Origin of the sequence: Limnohabitans sp. DCL3, from assembly GCF_048019295.1 — a bacterium.
Lineage (GTDB): Bacteria > Pseudomonadota > Gammaproteobacteria > Burkholderiales > Burkholderiaceae_C > Limnohabitans_A.
The window spans coordinates 220,185-237,816 of the sequence record NZ_CP171842.1; the positions used below are offsets into that span (position 1 = coordinate 220,185).

A 17,632-nucleotide genomic window follows, 5' to 3' on the forward strand; every position below is an offset into this window, starting at 1 on the left:
TTGGAATTCTGGCTTTGTGGGGTTCAATTGCCCTGTTCAAGTCGGTTGCGCCAACCCTTGGGCAAGCCCGCCTCCGGGGTCATGCCGTACAGCGGTTCGCCAGGCAGACCGGCTTTCAGAGGGGCGCGTGCGGCCATGAGTTGGTCCAGATCAATCCCGGTGGACACGCCCATCGCCTCCAGCATGAAAACCAGGTCCTCGGTCACCACATTGCCCGAAGCACCCGGCGCAAAAGGGCAGCCGCCCAGGCCGCCGAGCGAACTGTCGAAAGTGCGCACCCCCACTTCGTACGCCGCCAAGCAGTTGGCCAGCCCCAATCCCCGGGTGTTGTGCATGTGGGCTGCACCTGCCAGGTCACCGATTTCGTGGAACAGGGCCTTGAACAAACGTTTGACCTGCGCTGGGTTGGCCATGCCGCTGGTGTCAGACAAGCCGATCTCGTCCACGCCCGCCTCGGCCAAGCGCTGCGCCAGACGCAGCACATCGTCTTCGGGCACCGCCCCTTGCAGCGTGCAGCCAAAAGCGGTGGACATGCCAACTTCGACGGGCACGCCGGGCGCGATCTCGTTGCGCAGGTGCAAGACGGCCCGGACCTCGTCGACCATGGCTTCGGGCGTTTTGCGCACGTTGGCCATGGAGTGCGCCGGGCTGGCCGAAACCGGCAAGGTGAGTTTTTGCGCCCCAGCGAGCAAGGCGGCTTGCGCGCCGCGCCAATTGGGCACCAGCGCCATCACCCGCACCCCGCGGTGACGCAGCGCGTGCTGCACCACCTGCGCGGCGTCTGCCATTTGCGGCAACAGCTGGGCCGGCACAAAAGAGGTGACCTCGATTTCGCGCAAACCCGCCGCAGCCAAGGCATCGATCCAGCGCAGCTTGTCCTGCGTGGGCATGTGGGCCTTGACCGATTGCAGGCCATCGCGCGGGCCGACTTCGCTGATCAGGACTTCTGGGCGGGCTGGAGGTGTCATGGCTGAATTAAACCGCACCGCGCCAGGTGTTCGATGCCCCCCAAGCGGGGCCACATTTGTGTTTAAAAGTCATGGGTCTATGCAGTTTGAGCGCCTTTATCGGTGTCTAAATTTAGAATAGAGTGCTTGGCACCATCGGGGGCGTTGCACCTGTCCCGTTGCACGCTCCGGCCCCACCTGATTTTTTGACTTGACCCGAGAGGTTTTCATGACTGCACGCACCACGATCCACAACCTGCAAGTGGCCAATCCGCTGCTGAGTTTCATCAACGATCAGATGTTGCCCGCCACCGGCGTGGACAAAGACAAGTTCTGGAAGGGCTTCAACGCCATCGTGGCCGACTTGGCCCCGAAAAACATCGCCCTGCTGGCCGAGCGTGACCGCATCCAAACCGCCATGGACGCGTGGCACAGTGCCAACCCCGGCCCTGTGGCCGAGGGCAAGGCCATGAAGGCTTACCGCAAACACCTGAGCCAAATCGGCTACCTGGTGCCCGAGCCCAAGAACGCCCAAGCCACCACCGCCAACGTGGACGCCGAGTTGGCCAAGCTGGCGGGTCCCCAACTGGTCGTGCCCATCCTGAACGCCCGCTACGCGCTGAACGCAGCCAACGCCCGTTGGGGTTCCTTGTACGACGCGCTGTATGGCACCGATGCGATCAGCGAGGCCGACGGTTGCGAAAAAGGCACGGGCTACAACCCCAAGCGCGGCGCCAAAGTCATCGACTACTGCCGCAACGTGCTCGACCGCACCGCACCCCTGAAGACCGGCTCGCATGTCGGCAGCCAGGGCTACGCGGTCAAGGCGGGCAAGTTGGTCGTGACCCTGGCCAATGGCAAAAACACCACATTGGCCAACGCCAAGCAGTTCGTGGGCTACACAGGAGACGCCAAAGCCCCAGCCTCCGTGCTGTTGGTGCACAACGGCATCCACCTCGACCTGCAAATCAACAAGACCACCCCCATCGGCAAGACCGACCCCGCTGGCGTGTCGGACCTGATCGCTGAAAGCGCGCTGTCCACCATCCTCGACCTCGAAGACTCGGTGGCCGCTGTGGACGCCGAGGACAAAGTGCTGGCTTACGCCAACTGGCTGGGCATCTTGCAAGGCACCCTGAGCGAAGAAGTGCAAAAGGGCGGCAAGACCTTCACCCGCACCATGAATGGGGACCGCGAGTACAGCAAGCCGACGGGCAAGGGTTCCGTGAAACTGCACGGCCGCTCACTCATGTTTGTGCGCAACGTCGGTCACCTGATGACCAACCCCGCCATCCTCTACCAAGCCGCCGACGGCAGCACCAAAGAGATCCCGGAAGGCATTTTGGACGCCATGATCACCGTGACCTGCGCTTTGGTGGACCTGCAGAAAAAATCGTCACACCCTCTGCGCAACAGCCGCACGGGCAGCGTCTACATCGTCAAGCCCAAAATGCACGGCCCCAAAGAAGTGGCGTTTGCCGATGAGCTGTTTGGCCGTGTCGAAAAAGTCATCGGCATGAAGCCGTCCACCGTCAAGCTGGGCATCATGGACGAAGAGCGCCGCACCAGCGCCAACCTCAAAGCCTGTATTGCCGCTGCCAAGAGCCGCGTGGCCTTCATCAACACGGGCTTTCTGGACCGCACGGGCGACGAGATGCACACCTGCATGCTGGCCGGCCCCGTCATGCGCAAGGGCGACATCAAGAGCAGCACCTGGCTGGGCGCGTACGAGAAGAACAACGTCAACGTGGGCCTGGCCTGCGGCCTGCGCGGCCGTGCCCAGATCGGCAAAGGCATGTGGGCCATGCCCGACCTGATGGCCGACATGCTCAAGGTCAAAATTGGCCACCCCCTGGCCGGTGCCAACACCGCCTGGGTGCCCAGCCCTACCGCCGCCACGCTGCACGCCATGCACTACCACCAAGTGGACGTGCCCGCGCTGCAAAAGCAGATGGAAAAGGCCGTGGCCAAGCAAGACCCGAAACAACTGCGCGAAGACACGCTCAACGCTTTGCTGCAGTTCCCTGTGGTCGCCAAAGACGCTGCCAACTGGTCTGAAGAAGACAAGCAAAAAGAACTCGACAACAACGCGCAAGGCATTTTGGGTTACGTGGTGCGCTGGGTGGACCAAGGCGTGGGCTGCTCCAAAGTGCCCGACATCAACGGTGTGGGCCTGATGGAAGACCGCGCCACGCTGCGCATCAGCAGCCAGCACATGGCCAACTGGCTGCACCACGGTGTGGTGACCGAAGCCCAAGTCCAAGCCACCCTGGAGCGCATGGCCGCTGTGGTGGACGCGCAAAACGCGGGCGATGCGGCTTACCAGCCCATGGCCGGCAACTTCGCCAATTCGGCCGCTTACAAAGCCGCTTGCGATCTGGTCTTCCAAGGCAAGGCGCAGCCCAGTGGCTACACCGAGCCCTTGCTGCACGCCTGGCGTTTGAAGGTCAAGGCGGCCTGAAAACACAGGGGGCGGACACGGTCCGATGCTTGAACAAACGGCTCCCTCTCGGGAGCCGTTTTGCTGTGGGTCGCGCACTCAGATGCTGGCATGCCTGAAAATAAGGTTTTGAGGAGGGCGCGATGCGCTGGATTGATCGGATTCCGATGTGGTGGCTGGTGGGCATTGCCGTTTACTTGGCAGGCGCCCCGTTTGTGCCCGAGCCTCATCTGGTGGAAAAGTGGCGGATGCTGTTTGAGGGCCGTTTGAGCCAACCCATCGACATCTTTGATTTCTTCTTGCACACCGTGCCCATGGTGGTGCTGGCCATTCGCCTGTGGCGTGAGGTGCAGCGGCGTCGCCAGGGCAAGAACTGATCGTTCACCGCCATGACGCAATCTGCTTTTGATTCTTGCCACTGCCCCTTGTGCGGGCAGCCCAACGCTTGCGCCATGGCTCGGCCTCTCGACGCAGCCCCAGAGGCCGAGCCGTGCTGGTGCACGCGCGTGCACTTCAGTGCCGATGTGTTGAAACAAGTGCCTGAAGCGGCACGCAACAAAGCCTGTATTTGCGCGGCCTGTGTGGCGGCGTCCGGACATCCCACGCTGGGCGCATGAGCTTGGCCCCCATGCCCACCCTGAAAGACTGAACCATGTGCCAACTCCTCGGCATGAATTGCAACACCCCCACCGATGTGACTTTCAGCTTCAGCGGCTTTGCGCAGCGCGGCGGCATCACCGACCACCATGGCGACGGCTGGGGTATCGCTTTTTTTGAAGGGCAGGGCGTGCGCCACTTTGTGGACCACCAAAGCGCCAGCACCTCGCCCATTGCCGACTTGATCCGGCGCTACCCGATCCAAAGCCAGAACGTCATCGCCCACATCCGCAAAGCCACCCAGGGCGAGGTGAGCTTGGAAAACTGCCACCCCTTTGTGCGCGAGCTGTGGGGCCGTTACTGGGTGTTTGCGCACAACGGCAATTTGGTGGACTACGCGCCGCGTCTGCACGGTAACTTCAAGCCCGTGGGGCAAACCGACAGCGAGCATGCGTTTTGCTGGCTCATGCAAGAGCTGGCCAAGTCGCACGCCAGTGTGCCCAGCGTGTCGGAGCTGGGGTGCACGCTGCGCGAGCTGGTGCCCCAAATCGCCCAGCATGGCACCTTCAATTTTTTGTTGTCCAACGGGCAGGCGCTGTGGGCGCATGCCAGCACGCATTTGCATTACGTGTTGCGCAGGCACCCATTCAACCGAGCCACGCTCAGCGATGAAGACCTGAGCGTCAATTTTGCAGAGCACACCCGAGAGACCGATCGGGTGGCGGTGGTGGTGACCCAACCCTTGACCACCGACGAGGCTTGGCAGGCCTTGGCGCCGGGGCGCTTGTACGCGTTTGAGGCCGGTGATCTGACCGCTTAAGTCAGGCGTCGGGCGCGGTCAGCGCCAGGCCAGGCCAGGCCAGGTGAAGAGTTCGCCCGGGACAGAAAGCGCGGGGTTCAGAGTGCGGCTTGCACCGCGTCCATGAACAGCGCTGCCACGTCGCAGCCCATTTGGTCGGTGATTTCCTGAAAGCAAGTGGGGCTGGTGACGTTGATCTCGGTCAGGCTCTCGCCAATGATGTCCAGACCCACCAGCATCAGGCCGCGCGCCATCAAAATGGGCCCCAGCGCCTCGGCGATCTCGCGGTCACGCGCCGAAATCGGTTGCGCCACCCCTTTGCCACCTGCCGCCAAATTGCCACGCACTTCGCCGCCTTGCGGAATGCGCGCCAGACAAAAGGGCACGGGCTTGCCACCGATCAGCAGCACGCGTTTGTCCCCTTGCGCAATGCCGGGCAAGAATTTTTGCACCATCACGGTTTGTTGGCCATCCCGGTTGAGGGTTTCGATGATGGCGCCCAGGTTCAGACCATCGGCCCCCACCTTGAAGATGCCCATACCGCCCATGCCATCCAGCGGCTTCAAGATGATGTCGCCATGCTGCGCGTGGAAGGCGCGGATGTCGGCTTCGCTGCGTGTGACCAGGGTGGGCGCGATGAACTGTGGAAACTCCAAAATCGCCAGTTTTTCGGGGTGGTTGCGCAGCGCCGCGGGGCTGTTGAAGACTTTCGCGCCTTCGCGCTCGGCTTGGCTGAGCAAGTGGGTGGCGTAGAAATACTCGCTGTCAAAAGGGGGGTCGGTGCGCATGATGACCGCATCAAAGTCCTTGAGTTGGGCGCGCTGTGTCGACGTCTCGGTGAACCACATGTCCGGCTGGCCGGTGAGCGTGATGTCGCGCACCTGAGCCGACACCGCCTCGCCTTGCTGCCAAAGCACATCCCGCATTTGGCAGGCGACGATGGCGTGTCCGCGTTTTTGCGCCTCGCGCATCATCGAAAAAGTGGTGTCTTTGTAAATCTTGAAGGATTCGAGCGGGTCGGCAATGAACAGTATTTTCATGATCGGTCAAACGTTGAAATCAATGCGCGAACTGTGACACAGAACGCTAAAACGGGTGTGAACCAGGTTGCTTGCTCGGTGCGCGGCGTGGGTCAGCGCCGCACCATGGGCAAGCTGTTGGCCTGGCAGTGGATGCGCACCTGCCGCGCCTGCCCCAAATACTCGCCATCGGCGGCCACAGGTACGCCCTGTGCGCAAGCGATGTCCAGCTGCCGGTAGGGCCAACAGGCGATTTGCGGGTGCCCCAGGTGTCGCCCGATCAGCAATCGGGGCAGCATGAGCAGCGTTCCCAGTCGGCCAAAGGGCCCTGCCAGCAAAGCGTCAAGTTGGCCATCGGCCAATTGCGCATGGGGCACAGCCGGCATGCCCGAACCGAAAGTCGGGGTGTTCAGGCTGGAGGCAAAGAGGCTCAAGCCTTGGTGCTTCAATTGCCCGTCAAGGTGCAGCGTCAGGTCCCAGTGGCGCAGGTGGATCAACTCGTGCAGTGTGGCCCACAGGTAGCGGGGCAGGCCGCGCAAGCCACTCGGTCCGTTCAGGGCGCGCAAGCCCACGGCGGAATCAAAGCCGGCGGTCAGGCTCGATACAAACGGGGTGTCGTGGGTGTGTCCTTGCAGGTCGCACCACTGGGCCAAGCCGGTGTCGATGGCTTGCGCTGGACCTTGCAGGGCCAGCGTCAGGGCTTGTGCCCAGGGCAGGCCATACACGCCCAAGGCGCGGGCACTGTCGTTGCCGCTGCCCATGGGCACCAGCCCCACGCTCAGACGCCTGGCCAGCAAGGCCGGCAGCCAGCGGTTGAGCGTGCCGTCGCCGCCCACCACCACCACGCGCGTGCCTTCGGGCCGCGAATGCAGCAAGGCCACGCTGTCTTGCAGGGCCTCAGGGGCGGCCAGTTGTGCATCCGGCGCATGCGCCGCCAGCCACGCGCGCAGGGCCGGAATGCGCCGCGCCGCGCGGCCGCCTTGCGCATGGGGGTTGAGGAGCACCAGCGCCATGGTGGGTCCTCGCTTACTGGAAAGCCACTTCGGCAAAGCTGCGCAGCTTGCGGCTGTGCAGTTGTTCAGGGCCGGCGTTGCGCAACAAGGTCACCACTCGGAGGCCAATTTGCAAGTGCTGATGCACGCGCTCGCGGTAGAAGTGGTTGGCCATGCCGGGCAGTTTGATTTCGCCGTGCAGCGGCTTGTCACTCACACACAGCAGCGTGCCATAAGGCACTCGAAAGCGAAAGCCGTTGGCCGCAATGGTGGCGCTCTCCATGTCCAGGGCCACCGCGCGGCTTTGGCTGAAGCGCCTTTGCGGCTTGTTGTCGGGTAACAACTCCCAGTTGCGGTTGTCGGTGCTGGCCACGGTGCCTGTGCGCATGATCCGCTTGAGCTCGGGGCCATGACAGCCGGTGATGTCTTCGACGGCTTTTTCGAGGGCGACTTGGATTTCGGCCAGTGCGGGGATGGGCACCCACAGCGGCAATTCTTCGTCCAGCACATGGTCTTCGCGCACATAAGCGTGCGCCAGCACGTAGTCGCCCAATTGCTGCGTGGTGCGCAGGCCCGCGCAGTGACCCAGCATCAGCCAAGCGTGCGGGCGCAGCACGGCGATGTGGTCGGTGATGGTTTTGGCATTGGCCGGGCCCACGCCGATGTTGACCATGGTGATGCCGCTGTGGCCTTTGCGCGCCAAGTGGTAGCCGGGCATTTGTGGCAGGCGCGGTGGTGTTTGGCCCAGAGCGTCCACGTCCTCGGGCGGCAAGCCCACGCGGCGCGTGACCATGTTGCCGGGCTCGATGAAGGCGATGTACTCGCTGTCCGGGTTGAGCATCTCGGCGCGGCCCAGGGCGATGAATTCGTCGATGTAGAACTGGTAATTGGTGAACAGCACGTAGTTCTGAAACCAATGTGGCGAGGTGCCCGTGTAGTGGCGCAAGCGCTGCAGCGAATAGTCGATGCGCGGCGCCGTGAACAGCGCCAGAGGGCGTGCCTCGGAGGCGGCTGGCTCGTGCGTGCCGTTGGCAATGCCGTCGTCCATGGCGGCCAGGTCAGGCAGGTCAAACACCTCGCGCATCAGAGCCTGTCGCTCAAGGCTCAGACTGCCTTCCATGTGTTCGTCTTCTGCAAACGAAAAGTGGATCGGAATCGCTTGGTTGCTGGTGCCCACCTGCAAGCTCACCCCGTGGTTTTGCAGCAGCAAGCTCAGCTGCTGTCGGATGTAATAGGCAAACAAGTCCGGGCGGGTCAGGGTGGTTTCAAAGCGCCCGGGTTCGGCCACAAAACCATAGCTCAAGCGGCTCTCCAGTCCGGCACTTTTGCGGTTGGCGCTGCTGACCTGCACCCGCACAAACGGGTAAAAAGCCCGCACCCGGGTGTCGGTCATGTCCGCGCCCGCCACAAACTCGCGCATGGCTTGGCGCAGGTGGGTCACGCTGTGTTGGTAAATGTGCTGAATTTGCGCCAAAGCGCTGTCGGCATCGTGGTGCTCGGAAGGGGCGATGAAGGGCGGCAGGTGCTGCATGGGATTCCTGGACAGTGTGTCTGGCCATTTTGCTGCAATCGCGTGGACGGGGTGTGACATGCCTGCATGCTTGTTGCGTTGGTGACCCCGCCATGCTTGCGGGACGGGCATGCTGTAGCTCAGTCCCAGCCCACAGGCGCTGGGCCACCATTTTTTGGAGACGGTTCATGAGCAAAGCCCGCAAAGTCATCATCACCTGCGCCCCCACCGGGGCCATCCACACGCCCAGCATGTCACCGCATTTGCCGGTGACCGCCGACGAGATTGCCGATGCGGCCATTGCCGCCGCCGAAGCGGGTGCGGCCATTTTGCATTTGCATGCCCGCGACCCGGCAGACGGCCGATCCACACAAGACCCGGCATTCTTCGTGCCGTTTTTGCAAAAGATCAAAGGCAATACCAACGCCGTCATCAACCTGACCACAGGCGGCAGCCCGCACATGACGGTGCATGAGCGCATGCAACCGGCCCTGACCTTCAAGCCCGAGGTGGCCTCGCTCAACATGGGGTCGATGAATTTCGGCTTGTTCCCGATGCTCGACAGGTTCAAAAATTTTGAGCACGAGTGGGAGCGTGAGCACCTGGAGAAAAGCCGCGACCTGGTGTTCAAGAACACCTACAAGGACATCGAAACCATTTTGCGTCTGGGCACAGAAAACGGGACCCGTTTCGAGTTCGAGTGCTACGACATCAGCCACCTGTACAACTTGGCGCACTTCCGAGATCGGGGACTGGTCACGGGGCCTTTGTTTGTGCAATCGGTGTTCGGCATTTTGGGCGGCATCGGCCCACACCCCGAAGACCTGATGCACATGCGCCGCACCGCCGACCGCTTGTTTGGCAACGATTACCAGTGGTCGATTTTGGGCGCGGGCAAAGGCCAGATTGCGTTGGCCAGCATTGGTGCGGCCATGGGTTCGAACGTGCGGGTGGGCCTGGAAGACTCGCTGTGGATTGGCCCCGGAAAATTGGCCGAGTCCAGTGCTCAGCAGGTCCAGCGCATCCGCACCGTGCTCGAAGCCCTGAACCTGGAGATCGCCACCCCCGATGAGGCGCGCAGCATGCTGGCGCTCAAGGGTGGGGACAAGGTGAACTTTTGAGGCTTACATGTTGCGTCGGTACTGACCACCCACCTCAAACAGCGCGTTGGTGATCTGGCCGAGTGAGCAGACACGCACCGCGTCCATCAGCACCTCGAACACGTTGCCGTTGTCGATCACGGCTTGCTGCAGGCGTTTGAGCATGGCGGGTGATTCTTTGGCGTGTTGTGCGTGGAAGTCGTTCAATCGCTTGAGTTGCGACTGCTTTTCTTCTTCGGTCGAGCGGGCCAACTCCAGCGTTTCCATGACCTCGTCGCCCTTGGGGTTGCGGAAGGTGTTCACGCCGATGATGGGCAGCTCGCCCGTGTGCTTGAGCATCTCGTAGTGCATGGATTCGTCTTGGATCTTGCCGCGCTGGTAGCCGGTTTCCATCGCGCCCAACACGCCGCCACGCTCGGCGATCTTTTCAAATTCGGCCAGCACAGCTTCTTCCACCAATTCGGTCAGATCTTCAATGATGAAAGCGCCTTGGCTCGGGTTCTCGTTTTTGGCCAGGCCCCACTCGCGGTTGATGATCATCTGGATCGCCATGGCGCGGCGCACCGAGTCTTCGGTGGGCGTGGTGATGGCTTCATCGAACGCGTTGGTGTGCAGGCTGTTGCAGTTGTCGTAAATCGCGATCAGCGCTTGCAGCGTGGTGCGGATGTCGTTGAACTGGATCTCTTGCGCATGCAAACTGCGGCCACTGGTTTGAATGTGGTATTTGAGTTTTTGTGATCGCTCGTTCGCGCCGTATTTCTCTTTCATGGCCACGGCCCAGATGCGGCGCGCCACGCGGCCGAGCACCGTGTATTCCGGGTCCATGCCGTTGCTGAAGAAGAACGACAGGTTGGGCGCGAAGTCGTCGATGTGCATGCCACGCGCCAGGTACGCTTCCACAAAGGTGAAACCGTTCGAGAGCGTGAAGGCCAGCTGTGAAATCGGGTTGGCCCCGGCTTCGGCGATGTGGTATCCGCTGATGGACACCGAGTAGAAGTTGCGCACGTCGTGGTGCACAAAATACTGCGCGATGTCGCCCATGACCTTGAGCGAAAACTCGGTCGAGAAAATGCAGGTGTTTTGGCCCTGGTCCTCTTTCAAAATGTCGGCCTGCACCGTGCCACGCACGTTGGCCAGCACCCATTCGCGGATTTTGGCCGCCTCGGTCTCGGTCGGTTCGCGGCCATTGTCGGCCTGGAATTTGTCGAGGTTCTGGTCGATGGCCGTGTTCATGAACATGGCCAAGATGGACGGCGCAGGCCCGTTGATGGTCATCGACACGCTGGTCGTCGGGTTGCACAGGTCAAAGCCCGAATACAGCACCTTCATGTCGTCGAGCGTGGCCACGTTCACGCCCGAGTTGCCGATCTTGCCGTAGATGTCGGGGCGCAGGTCAGGGTCGTTGCCATACAGCGTGACCGAGTCAAACGCGGTGGACAGGCGCTTGGCCGGCAGGCCCTCCGACACCAGTTTGAAGCGACGGTTGGTGCGGAAGGGGTCGCCTTCACCGGCGAACATGCGGGTGGGGTCTTCGCCCTCGCGCTTGAAGGCAAAGGTGCCCGCGGTGTAGGGGTAGCTGCCGGGCACGTTGTCCAGCATCAGCCACTTGAGCACTTCGCCGTCGTCTTCGTATTGGGGCAGCGCGACTTTGCGGATGGTGGTGCCAGAGAGGCTCTTGGTGGTGAGCGCCGTGCGGATTTCTTTGTCGCGGATTTTCACCACGTACTCGTCACCCGCGTAGGCTTTTTGCATGTCAGGCCACTGGGCCAGCAGTTTTTTGGCGGCGGGGTCTTGGATTTCTTCTCGCGCCACGGCCAGGTCAATCGCGGCTTCGGCCGCTTTGGCGCGCCCCGACTTGCCCACTTCGAGCATGCGGGCGGCTGCACGCAGTTGCTGAATCTCTCGGGCCAGTCGCGACTGGTCAATGGCGCGTTTTTTGTAGCCCCGCACGGTGTCGCTGATCTCGGCGAGATAGCGCGTGCGCGCTGACGGCACCACCGGGTTTTGGTGGGTGCTGTGGCGCACTTGGACCACCGGCAGACGGCCATCGGTGGTGGGCATGCCCAGCTCGGCCAGTCGGGCTTTGAGGGCTTGGTACAAGGCCGTCACGCCGTCGTCGTTGAAGCGCGCCGCCATGGTGCCAAACACGGGCATTTGCTCGGTCGGGGTGGTCCAGGCCTCTTTGTTGCGCTGCACCTGCTTGGCCACGTCGCGCAGGGCATCACTGGCGCCCTTGCGGTCAAATTTGTTGATGGCCACAAATTCTGCAAAGTCCAGCATGTCGATTTTCTCGAGCTGGCTGGCTGCACCGAACTCGGGCGTCATCACGTACATGGGCACGTCCACATGCGGCACGATGGCCGCGTCGCCCTGGCCAATGCCCGAGGTCTCGACCACGATCACATCAAAACCCGCCACCTTGCAGGCCGCCACCACGTCGGGCAGGGCGGCTGAGATTTCACTGCCAAAGTCACGTGTGGCCAGCGAACGCATGAACACGCGGGGGCCTTGTGACCATGGGCTGATGGCGTTCATGCGGATGCGGTCGCCCAGCAGCGCACCACCGCTCTTGCGGCGGGAGGGGTCAATGGAGACCACCGCCACGCGCAGCGCGTCGCCCTGGTCCAGGCGCAGGCGGCGGATCAATTCATCCGTGAGCGAGGACTTGCCCGCGCCGCCGGTGCCGGTGATGCCCAGCACGGGCACCTTCTTTTGCGCCGATTGTTCGCGCACCGCTTGGACCACGCGCGCATCGGCCTTGCCGTTTTCCAAGGCGGTGATCAGTTGCGCCAGGGCGCGCCAGTTCATCTCGCCGTGACCTTGAATGGCTGCCACGTCTTTGGGGGCGAGGGGGCTCACATCCTGGTCACAGCGCATGACCATCTCGCCAATCATCCCGGCCAGGCCCATCTTCTGGCCGTCTTCGGGGCTGAAAATCCGCACGCCTTGCTCGGCCAACGCGCGGATTTCGGACGGCACGATCACGCCGCCACCGCCGCCAAAGACTTTGATGTGCTCGCCGCCACGGGCTTTGAGCAGGTCCACCATGTAACTGAAGTATTCGTTGTGCCCGCCTTGGTAAGAGCTGATGGCAATGCCTTGGGCATCTTCTTGCAGCGCCGCGGTCACCACCTCGTCCACCGAGCGGTTGTGGCCCAGGTGGATGACTTCGGCGCCCATGCTTTGCAGGATGCGGCGCATGATGTTGATGGCCGCGTCGTGGCCATCAAACAGAGAAGCGGCGGTGACAAAACGCACCTTGTTTGTGGGGCGGTATTCGGCCAAGGCTTTGAATTCGGCGGACAGGTCGGTCATGGGGTGTCTCCGGGGGACAGGCGTTTGAAAGGGTTTGACGTTGACGTAAACGTCAATCATATCGGGCCTCAAGATTTTGTCGATAGCTGCGGCGGTGCCGCTGGGCAATCATCAGAGATAATACAAACCTGCAAAACGCATAAAATTAACACCCATTGATGCATTTATGAAAAAACCAAATCCTCATTTCATAAAATCAATCACCACCGTTTGGCTCTTGGGCCTGCTGTCCCTCCCCGCTTGGTCGGCCGAAGTCACCCTGGCTCAGTTGCTCGAATCGGCCTATGTCCACCACCCCAGCGTCTTGCAAGCCCGCAACCAAGCCCGTGCTGCTGGTTTTGAGGTGGAGGCCACCCGCTGGAGCCGCTATCCCTCGCTCTCGAGCGAGTTGCGCTCCGCCACGGGCAGCACCCAAAGCGTGGCCAAACTGGAGCAACCCGTCTGGACCGCCGGCAAAATCCCCGCCCGCATTGCGCTGTCAGAGTCCAATGAACGGGTGGCCCAAGCCGCCATCGAAGAGGCGCAATTGACGGCGTTGTCCCAAGCGGCCACGGCGTTTTATGAAGTCTTGCGTTTGCAGGACCGTCTTCAAAGCGCCGACAGCAATGTCGCCGAACACGAACGCTTGTTGGCCCTCATTGAGCGGCGCGCCAAAGCCGAAGTGACCCCACCTGCCGACGTCACCTTGGCCCAAGCCCGCATGCAGCAAGCGGTGAGCGAGAGAATCCAGATCCATCGCCAGCTTGAATCGGCACAGGTCACCCTGGTGCAATGGGCGGGGCCGGTGCAAGGCGCCTTGCGCTCCCCCAAGACCATCCATTTCAGCCGTCCTGTGGCGCTGAGCGCCTTGCAAGACCGCGTGTTCACCCAGTCCGGACAGCGCAAACGACTGCTCGCACAAATTGAAAGCGCCGAGGCGCAGGTCAAGGTCAGCCAAACCCAGATTTACCCCTCCCTGATGGCTGGCTACCAGCACAGCTGGGGCGGACAGGTGCCTGCGGGCACCGACCGGGGGCAAGCTTATTTGAGCCTCCAGTTCCAGTCTGGGGCAGGGCTGAGCGCCCAGTCTGGCGTGCAAGCGGCGGTGTCACGCAAAGCCGCGAACCAGCAGGAGCTGGAAACGCTGGAGCGACAACTGGCCTCGCAAGCCGCTTCGGCGCTCAATGAGCTCGATGCCCTGCAAGCCCAGGTGGCGCCCGCGCAGGCCTTGCAGGCCGGCACAACGGAAATTGTCGAGTCCTATTTGCGCCAGTACCAAGTCGGGCGCAAAAACTGGCTGGACGTGCTCAACGCCCAACGCGAAAAAACCCAAGCCCTCTTCAGCTTGGCCGATACCCGGTTTGGACTGCAACAGGCCCAAGTCCGCTTGATGATTTTGACGGGCGACGTCACCTCGCGGCCCCTGAATGCCCTCCATGACTGAGTCCGCCAAGCCCGAAGCCGCCGATCCCGTGGCCCCTGCCGCAGCGGCGGCCAGTTACTTGCCAGACCCTGACCTGGCCACCTTGTTGTCGCGCCTGGCCGCCTTGCAAGGTCATGCGGTGCCGGTCTACCGCTTTGGCACCACCGCCGTGACCGCAGACGGGCTGGCGCTGGATAGCCTGCCCCGACACGCGCAGGCCATGGAGCTGTGGCACGCCTATTTTCCGGCGGCGCAAGTGGGCGTCTTGTCCGATGTGCAGGCCATCAAAGGCCTCTTTCCGCTGCTGTGGCTGTCGCAAGACCAGCGCCGCATGCTGCTGCTGCGCGGCCAACTCAGCAGCGGCAACTGCCGTGCCGAAGACGCGCAAGGCCAAAGCACCGAACTGAGCCGCGCCGAACTGGCGGCAGGTCACATCCTGGAGCTCAAGACCAGCGCCGCGCACGATGACGCCGGGCACGCCGCCCCGGTCACCGCGGGTGAATGGTTTGCCTTTGCGCTGGGGCGCTACCGCGGGGCCTTTGCCCAGGCCGTGTTTGCCACCTTCATCATCAGCACCATCGGTTTGCTGGCGGCCATGTACAGCATGCAGGTCTACGACCGCGTGGTGCCCAGCAAAGGCTACTCCACCCTGTTCGTGCTCAGCGTCGGCGTCTTGATCTCCATCTTGATGGAATTGCTCATCAAACAAGTGCGCGCGCACATGGTCGAGCGGGCCTGCAAAGCCATCGACCAAGAGCTGTCATCGGTGTTCTTTGGCAAGGCGCTCGACATCCGCATGGACGCCAGGCCACGCACCGTCGGCACGTTTGCCTCGCAAATCCGGCATTTCGAATCGGTGCGCAATTTCCTGACCTCCTCGACCTTGTTCATCTTGGCCGACGCCCCCTTTGCGCTGCTGTTTGTCGGTGTCATCGCCTTCATCTCGGTGCCTGTGGCGCTGGTGCCCCTCATCATGGTGCCCCTGGCGGTGCTGGTGGGGCTGTTCTTTCGCAAGCCGATTGAAAAGCTCACCGGCGAGCACATGGCCGAATCCAACCGCAAAAACGGCTTGCTCATCGAGGCCATCGACGGCATCGAATCCGTCAAAGCCAGCAACGGTGAGTGGAAGCTGCTGGACCGCTGGCGACAGCTGACGGCCACCATCGCACAAAGCGAGCTGCGCATGCGTTCGCTGTCCACCCTGTCCACCAACCTCACCCAAACCATGCAGCAGCTCACCTACGTGGGCATGGTCGCGGTGGGGGCTTACGCCATCACCACCGGTGAGTTGACCATGGGCGGCCTGATCGCTTGCACCATCATCAGCGGTCGGGCCCTCTCGCCGCTGGCCCAAGTGCCCGGCATGATCGTGCAGTGGAAGCACGCCCAAATCGCCCTCAAAGGGCTGGACGGCATCATGGCCCTGCCCAGCGACCGCGACCCTGCCGTGCGCCTGGTCGTGCCGCAAAGCTGCCAAGGCCAGATTCGCCTCGAAAAAACGGTTTTCGCCTACGCAGAAGGCAAACCCAGCCTGGAGGTGCCCGCCCTGAGCATCCAGCCGGCCGAGCGCATCGCCATACTCGGCAGCATCGGTTCGGGCAAATCCACCCTCATCAAAATCCTCTCGGGCCTGTACCAGCCCAAAACGGGCAGCGTGTTCCTCGATGGCGTGGACATGACCCAGCTGGCGCCCGAATTTGTGCGCGAACACATCGGCTATTTGCCGCAAGACGTGCGGCTGTTCCAAGGCACCTTGCGCGACAACCTGACCCTGGGCCTGGCGTCCCCCAGTGACAGCCAAATCCTGCGGGTGGCGGCCATGACCGGTCTGGACCAGGTCATCCAAAGTCACCCCAAGGGCCTGGAGCTTGAAATCTCGGAGGGCGGCAAAGGCCTCTCGGGCGGCCAGCGCCAACTGGTGGGCCTGAGCCGCATGCTGCTGTTGCAGCCGCGCATCATGCTGCTGGACGAGCCCACCGCCTCGATGGACGGGCAGACCGAAAACCGCATCATCCAGCACCTGTTCCGCGAACTCTCGCCCGACTCGGTGCTGGTGGTGGTGACCCACAAACCGGCCCTGTTGGCCCATGTGGGGCGCGTCATGGTGGTGGACCAAGGCCGCATCGTGCTGGACGGCCCCCGCGACGCCGTGTTGGCCCGTCTGCGCGGTGTGGCGCCACCGGCTGCCACCCCTCAACCTGCTGCCCTGTCCGTCACTCCTGCTGAGGCCAAAGCATGAATTTTTTCTGGTTTTTCAGAGGTCGACAACTCGTCTCCAACCGGCACCTGCCGGCCAATGCGGCGCGCTTTGGCAACCTCAGTGCCATCGTCTGGATCGTTTTTTTCGTCCTGCTCATCTTCGGTGTCTGGGCCCATTGGGCCAAGCTCGACCAGATCACGCGCGCCCCCGGCGCGGTCATCGCCAGCTCGCGCACCCAGATCATCCAGTCGCAAGAAGGCGGCACCATCAATGACCTGCTGGTCAAAGAGGGCGACACGGTCGAAGCCGATCAGGTGCTGCTCAAGTTCGAGCGCACCCGCTTTGAAACCAGCTACCTCGAAGCCCGGGCCAAAGCCGCCGGGCTGCTGGCCACGGTGGCCCGCTTGCAAGCGGAAATGCTGGGCACCAAACTGGAATTCCCCCCCGAATTGGGCAAATACCCCGATTTCAAAAAGAGCCAGACCATGCTCTTCAACAAACGCCAAGCCGCCATCAAGGAGGAGATCTCGGCCTTGCAAAGCATGATCAACCTGGTCCAGCAAGAACTGCAGATGACCGAGCCCCTGCTCAAAAGCGGTGACGTCAGCCGCACCGACATCCTGCGCCTGCAGCGCCAGTTGGTCGAAATGAAGTCGCAAGTGACCAACAAGCGCAACAAATACTTCCAAGACGCCCAGGCCGAACTCAACAAAGCCCAAGAAGAGCTGGCCGGCGTGCAGCAAAGCCTGACCCAGCGCAAAAGCCAGCTTGACTTGACCGAGCTGCGCGCGCCCGTGCGCGGTGTTGTCAAAAACGTGCGCATCACCACCTTGGGCGGCGTCATCCGTCCGGGTGAAGAAGTCATGCAAATCGTGCCCCTGGAAGACGACCTGATCATCCAGGCCAAAGTCTCACCCGCCGACATCGCCTTTCTCAAAATCGGGCAAGACGTGGCCGTCAAAATCGACGCCTACGACTACACCGTCTACGGCGAACTGGCCGGCAAGCTCACCTACATCAGCGCCGACACCCTGAGCGAAGACCTGCGCCAAGGCGAACAACCCTACTACCGCGCCCAAGTGCGCACCCTGGGGCGCCAGTTCAGCGGCCGCCCCGATGAAAAGCTGGAAATCCAGCCCGGCATGACCGCCACCATCGAGGTCAAAACCGGCCAGCGCACCGTCTTGCAATACCTGACCAAGCCGGTCATCAAAACACTCAGCCAGTCATTGGGCGAGCGCTGAGTCCATCGCCCCTGGTTCTGCCTGTGTGGGGCAGAACCAGGGGGCTTGATTGCTTTGGTATTGTTTT

Annotated in this window: 13 protein-coding genes; 8 read left to right on the plus strand and 5 right to left on the minus strand. The window is 62.2% G+C overall.

Translation table 11 applies throughout. The features are described 5' to 3' along the window. Positions 1 to 23 precede the first annotated feature (23 nt). Positions 24 to 968 carry a hydroxymethylglutaryl-CoA lyase gene (locus ACHEXK_RS01045; protein ID WP_416547403.1) on the minus strand — a complete coding sequence of 315 codons (945 nt, stop codon included), beginning with the start codon at positions 966 to 968 and terminating at the stop codon, positions 24 to 26. 208 nt (positions 969 to 1,176) lie between these two features. Between ACHEXK_RS01045 and ACHEXK_RS01050 the strand changes: the two genes are divergently transcribed. The 4 genes from ACHEXK_RS01050 to ACHEXK_RS01065 all read left to right on the plus strand — a co-directional run bounded on the left by ACHEXK_RS01050 (position 1,177) and on the right by ACHEXK_RS01065 (position 4,804). Continuing rightward, a complete protein-coding gene (locus ACHEXK_RS01050; protein WP_416547404.1) occupies positions 1,177 to 3,408 on the plus strand; it encodes a malate synthase G in 2,232 nt (743 codons plus the stop codon). 122 nt (positions 3,409 to 3,530) lie between these two features. Beyond that, positions 3,531 to 3,764 carry a hypothetical protein gene (locus ACHEXK_RS01055; RefSeq protein ID WP_416547405.1) on the plus strand — a complete coding sequence of 78 codons (234 nt, stop codon included), beginning with the start codon at positions 3,531 to 3,533 and terminating at the stop codon, positions 3,762 to 3,764. A 12-nt stretch (positions 3,765 to 3,776) separates the two neighbouring features. Next, entirely contained in the window at positions 3,777 to 4,004 is a 228-nt protein-coding gene (locus ACHEXK_RS01060) for a cysteine-rich CWC family protein (RefSeq protein WP_416547406.1), read from the plus strand. A 35-nt stretch (positions 4,005 to 4,039) separates the two neighbouring features. After that, positions 4,040 to 4,804, plus strand: a complete 765-nt coding sequence (locus tag ACHEXK_RS01065; RefSeq protein ID WP_416547407.1) for a class II glutamine amidotransferase — start codon at positions 4,040 to 4,042, stop codon at positions 4,802 to 4,804. Between the two features lie 77 nt (positions 4,805 to 4,881). On the opposite strand, the gene gshB is transcribed toward ACHEXK_RS01065, so the two are convergent. The 3 genes from gshB to ACHEXK_RS01080 form a co-directional block, all read right to left on the minus strand. Continuing rightward, on the minus strand, positions 4,882 to 5,823 hold the full coding sequence (gene gshB / locus ACHEXK_RS01070; RefSeq protein WP_416547408.1) for a glutathione synthase: 942 nt from the start codon (positions 5,821 to 5,823) through the stop codon (positions 4,882 to 4,884). Positions 5,824 to 5,915: 92 nt separating this feature from the next. Next, positions 5,916 to 6,815 carry a diacylglycerol/lipid kinase family protein gene (locus tag ACHEXK_RS01075; RefSeq protein WP_416547409.1) on the minus strand — a complete coding sequence of 300 codons (900 nt, stop codon included), beginning with the start codon at positions 6,813 to 6,815 and terminating at the stop codon, positions 5,916 to 5,918. 13 nt (positions 6,816 to 6,828) lie between these two features. After that, positions 6,829 to 8,325, minus strand: a complete 1,497-nt coding sequence (locus ACHEXK_RS01080; protein ID WP_416548806.1) for an AMP nucleosidase — start codon at positions 8,323 to 8,325, stop codon at positions 6,829 to 6,831. Positions 8,326 to 8,492: 167 nt separating this feature from the next. Here ACHEXK_RS01080 and ACHEXK_RS01085 point away from each other — a divergent pair, with 167 nt between their 5' ends. Then, positions 8,493 to 9,425 carry a 3-keto-5-aminohexanoate cleavage protein gene (locus tag ACHEXK_RS01085; protein WP_416547410.1) on the plus strand — a complete coding sequence of 311 codons (933 nt, stop codon included), beginning with the start codon at positions 8,493 to 8,495 and terminating at the stop codon, positions 9,423 to 9,425. A 3-nt stretch (positions 9,426 to 9,428) separates the two neighbouring features. Here the strand turns inward: ACHEXK_RS01085 and icmF are convergent, their stop codons facing one another. Continuing rightward, positions 9,429 to 12,719 (minus strand): fused isobutyryl-CoA mutase/GTPase IcmF, encoded by a 3,291-nt coding sequence (gene icmF / locus ACHEXK_RS01090; protein WP_416547411.1) that lies wholly within the window; start codon positions 12,717 to 12,719, stop codon positions 9,429 to 9,431. A gap of 217 nt (positions 12,720 to 12,936) precedes the next feature. On the opposite strand from icmF, the gene ACHEXK_RS01095 reads away from it, so the two are divergent. The 3 genes from ACHEXK_RS01095 to ACHEXK_RS01105 are packed head-to-tail and all read left to right on the plus strand — an operon-like array spanning position 12,937 to position 17,565. Continuing rightward, on the plus strand, positions 12,937 to 14,142 hold the full coding sequence (locus ACHEXK_RS01095; protein WP_416547412.1) for a TolC family protein: 1,206 nt from the start codon (positions 12,937 to 12,939) through the stop codon (positions 14,140 to 14,142). After that, positions 14,135 to 16,360: a type I secretion system permease/ATPase gene (locus ACHEXK_RS01100; protein WP_416547413.1), complete on the plus strand. Its 2,226-nt coding sequence runs from the start codon at positions 14,135 to 14,137 to the stop codon at positions 16,358 to 16,360. Before ACHEXK_RS01095 ends, ACHEXK_RS01100 begins: the two co-directional genes overlap by 8 nt. Then, complete coding sequence (locus ACHEXK_RS01105) at positions 16,357 to 17,565, plus strand: HlyD family type I secretion periplasmic adaptor subunit (protein ID WP_416547414.1); 1,209 nt, start codon at positions 16,357 to 16,359, stop codon at positions 17,563 to 17,565. Before ACHEXK_RS01100 ends, ACHEXK_RS01105 begins: the two co-directional genes overlap by 4 nt. Positions 17,566 to 17,632 lie beyond the last annotated feature (67 nt).

Bases quoted from the DNA above. Each gene is read 5' to 3' on its own strand.
- ACHEXK_RS01045 (WP_416547403.1), bottom strand. From the start codon at position 968: ATGACACCTCCAGCCCGCCCAGAAGTCCTGATCAGCGAAGTCGGCCCG.
- ACHEXK_RS01050 (WP_416547404.1), top strand. From the start codon at position 1,177: ATGACTGCACGCACCACGATCCACAACCTGCAAGTGGCCAATCCGCTG.
- ACHEXK_RS01055 (WP_416547405.1), top strand. From the start codon at position 3,531: ATGCGCTGGATTGATCGGATTCCGATGTGGTGGCTGGTGGGCATTGCC.
- ACHEXK_RS01060 (WP_416547406.1), top strand. From the start codon at position 3,777: ATGACGCAATCTGCTTTTGATTCTTGCCACTGCCCCTTGTGCGGGCAG.
- ACHEXK_RS01065 (WP_416547407.1), top strand. From the start codon at position 4,040: ATGTGCCAACTCCTCGGCATGAATTGCAACACCCCCACCGATGTGACT.
- gshB (WP_416547408.1), bottom strand. From the start codon at position 5,823: ATGAAAATACTGTTCATTGCCGACCCGCTCGAATCCTTCAAGATTTAC.
- ACHEXK_RS01075 (WP_416547409.1), bottom strand. From the start codon at position 6,815: ATGGCGCTGGTGCTCCTCAACCCCCATGCGCAAGGCGGCCGCGCGGCG.
- ACHEXK_RS01080 (WP_416548806.1), bottom strand. From the start codon at position 8,325: ATGCAGCACCTGCCGCCCTTCATCGCCCCTTCCGAGCACCACGATGCC.
- ACHEXK_RS01085 (WP_416547410.1), top strand. From the start codon at position 8,493: ATGAGCAAAGCCCGCAAAGTCATCATCACCTGCGCCCCCACCGGGGCC.
- icmF (WP_416547411.1), bottom strand. From the start codon at position 12,719: ATGACCGACCTGTCCGCCGAATTCAAAGCCTTGGCCGAATACCGCCCC.
- ACHEXK_RS01100 (WP_416547413.1), top strand. From the start codon at position 14,135: ATGACTGAGTCCGCCAAGCCCGAAGCCGCCGATCCCGTGGCCCCTGCC.
- ACHEXK_RS01105 (WP_416547414.1), top strand. From the start codon at position 16,357: ATGAATTTTTTCTGGTTTTTCAGAGGTCGACAACTCGTCTCCAACCGG.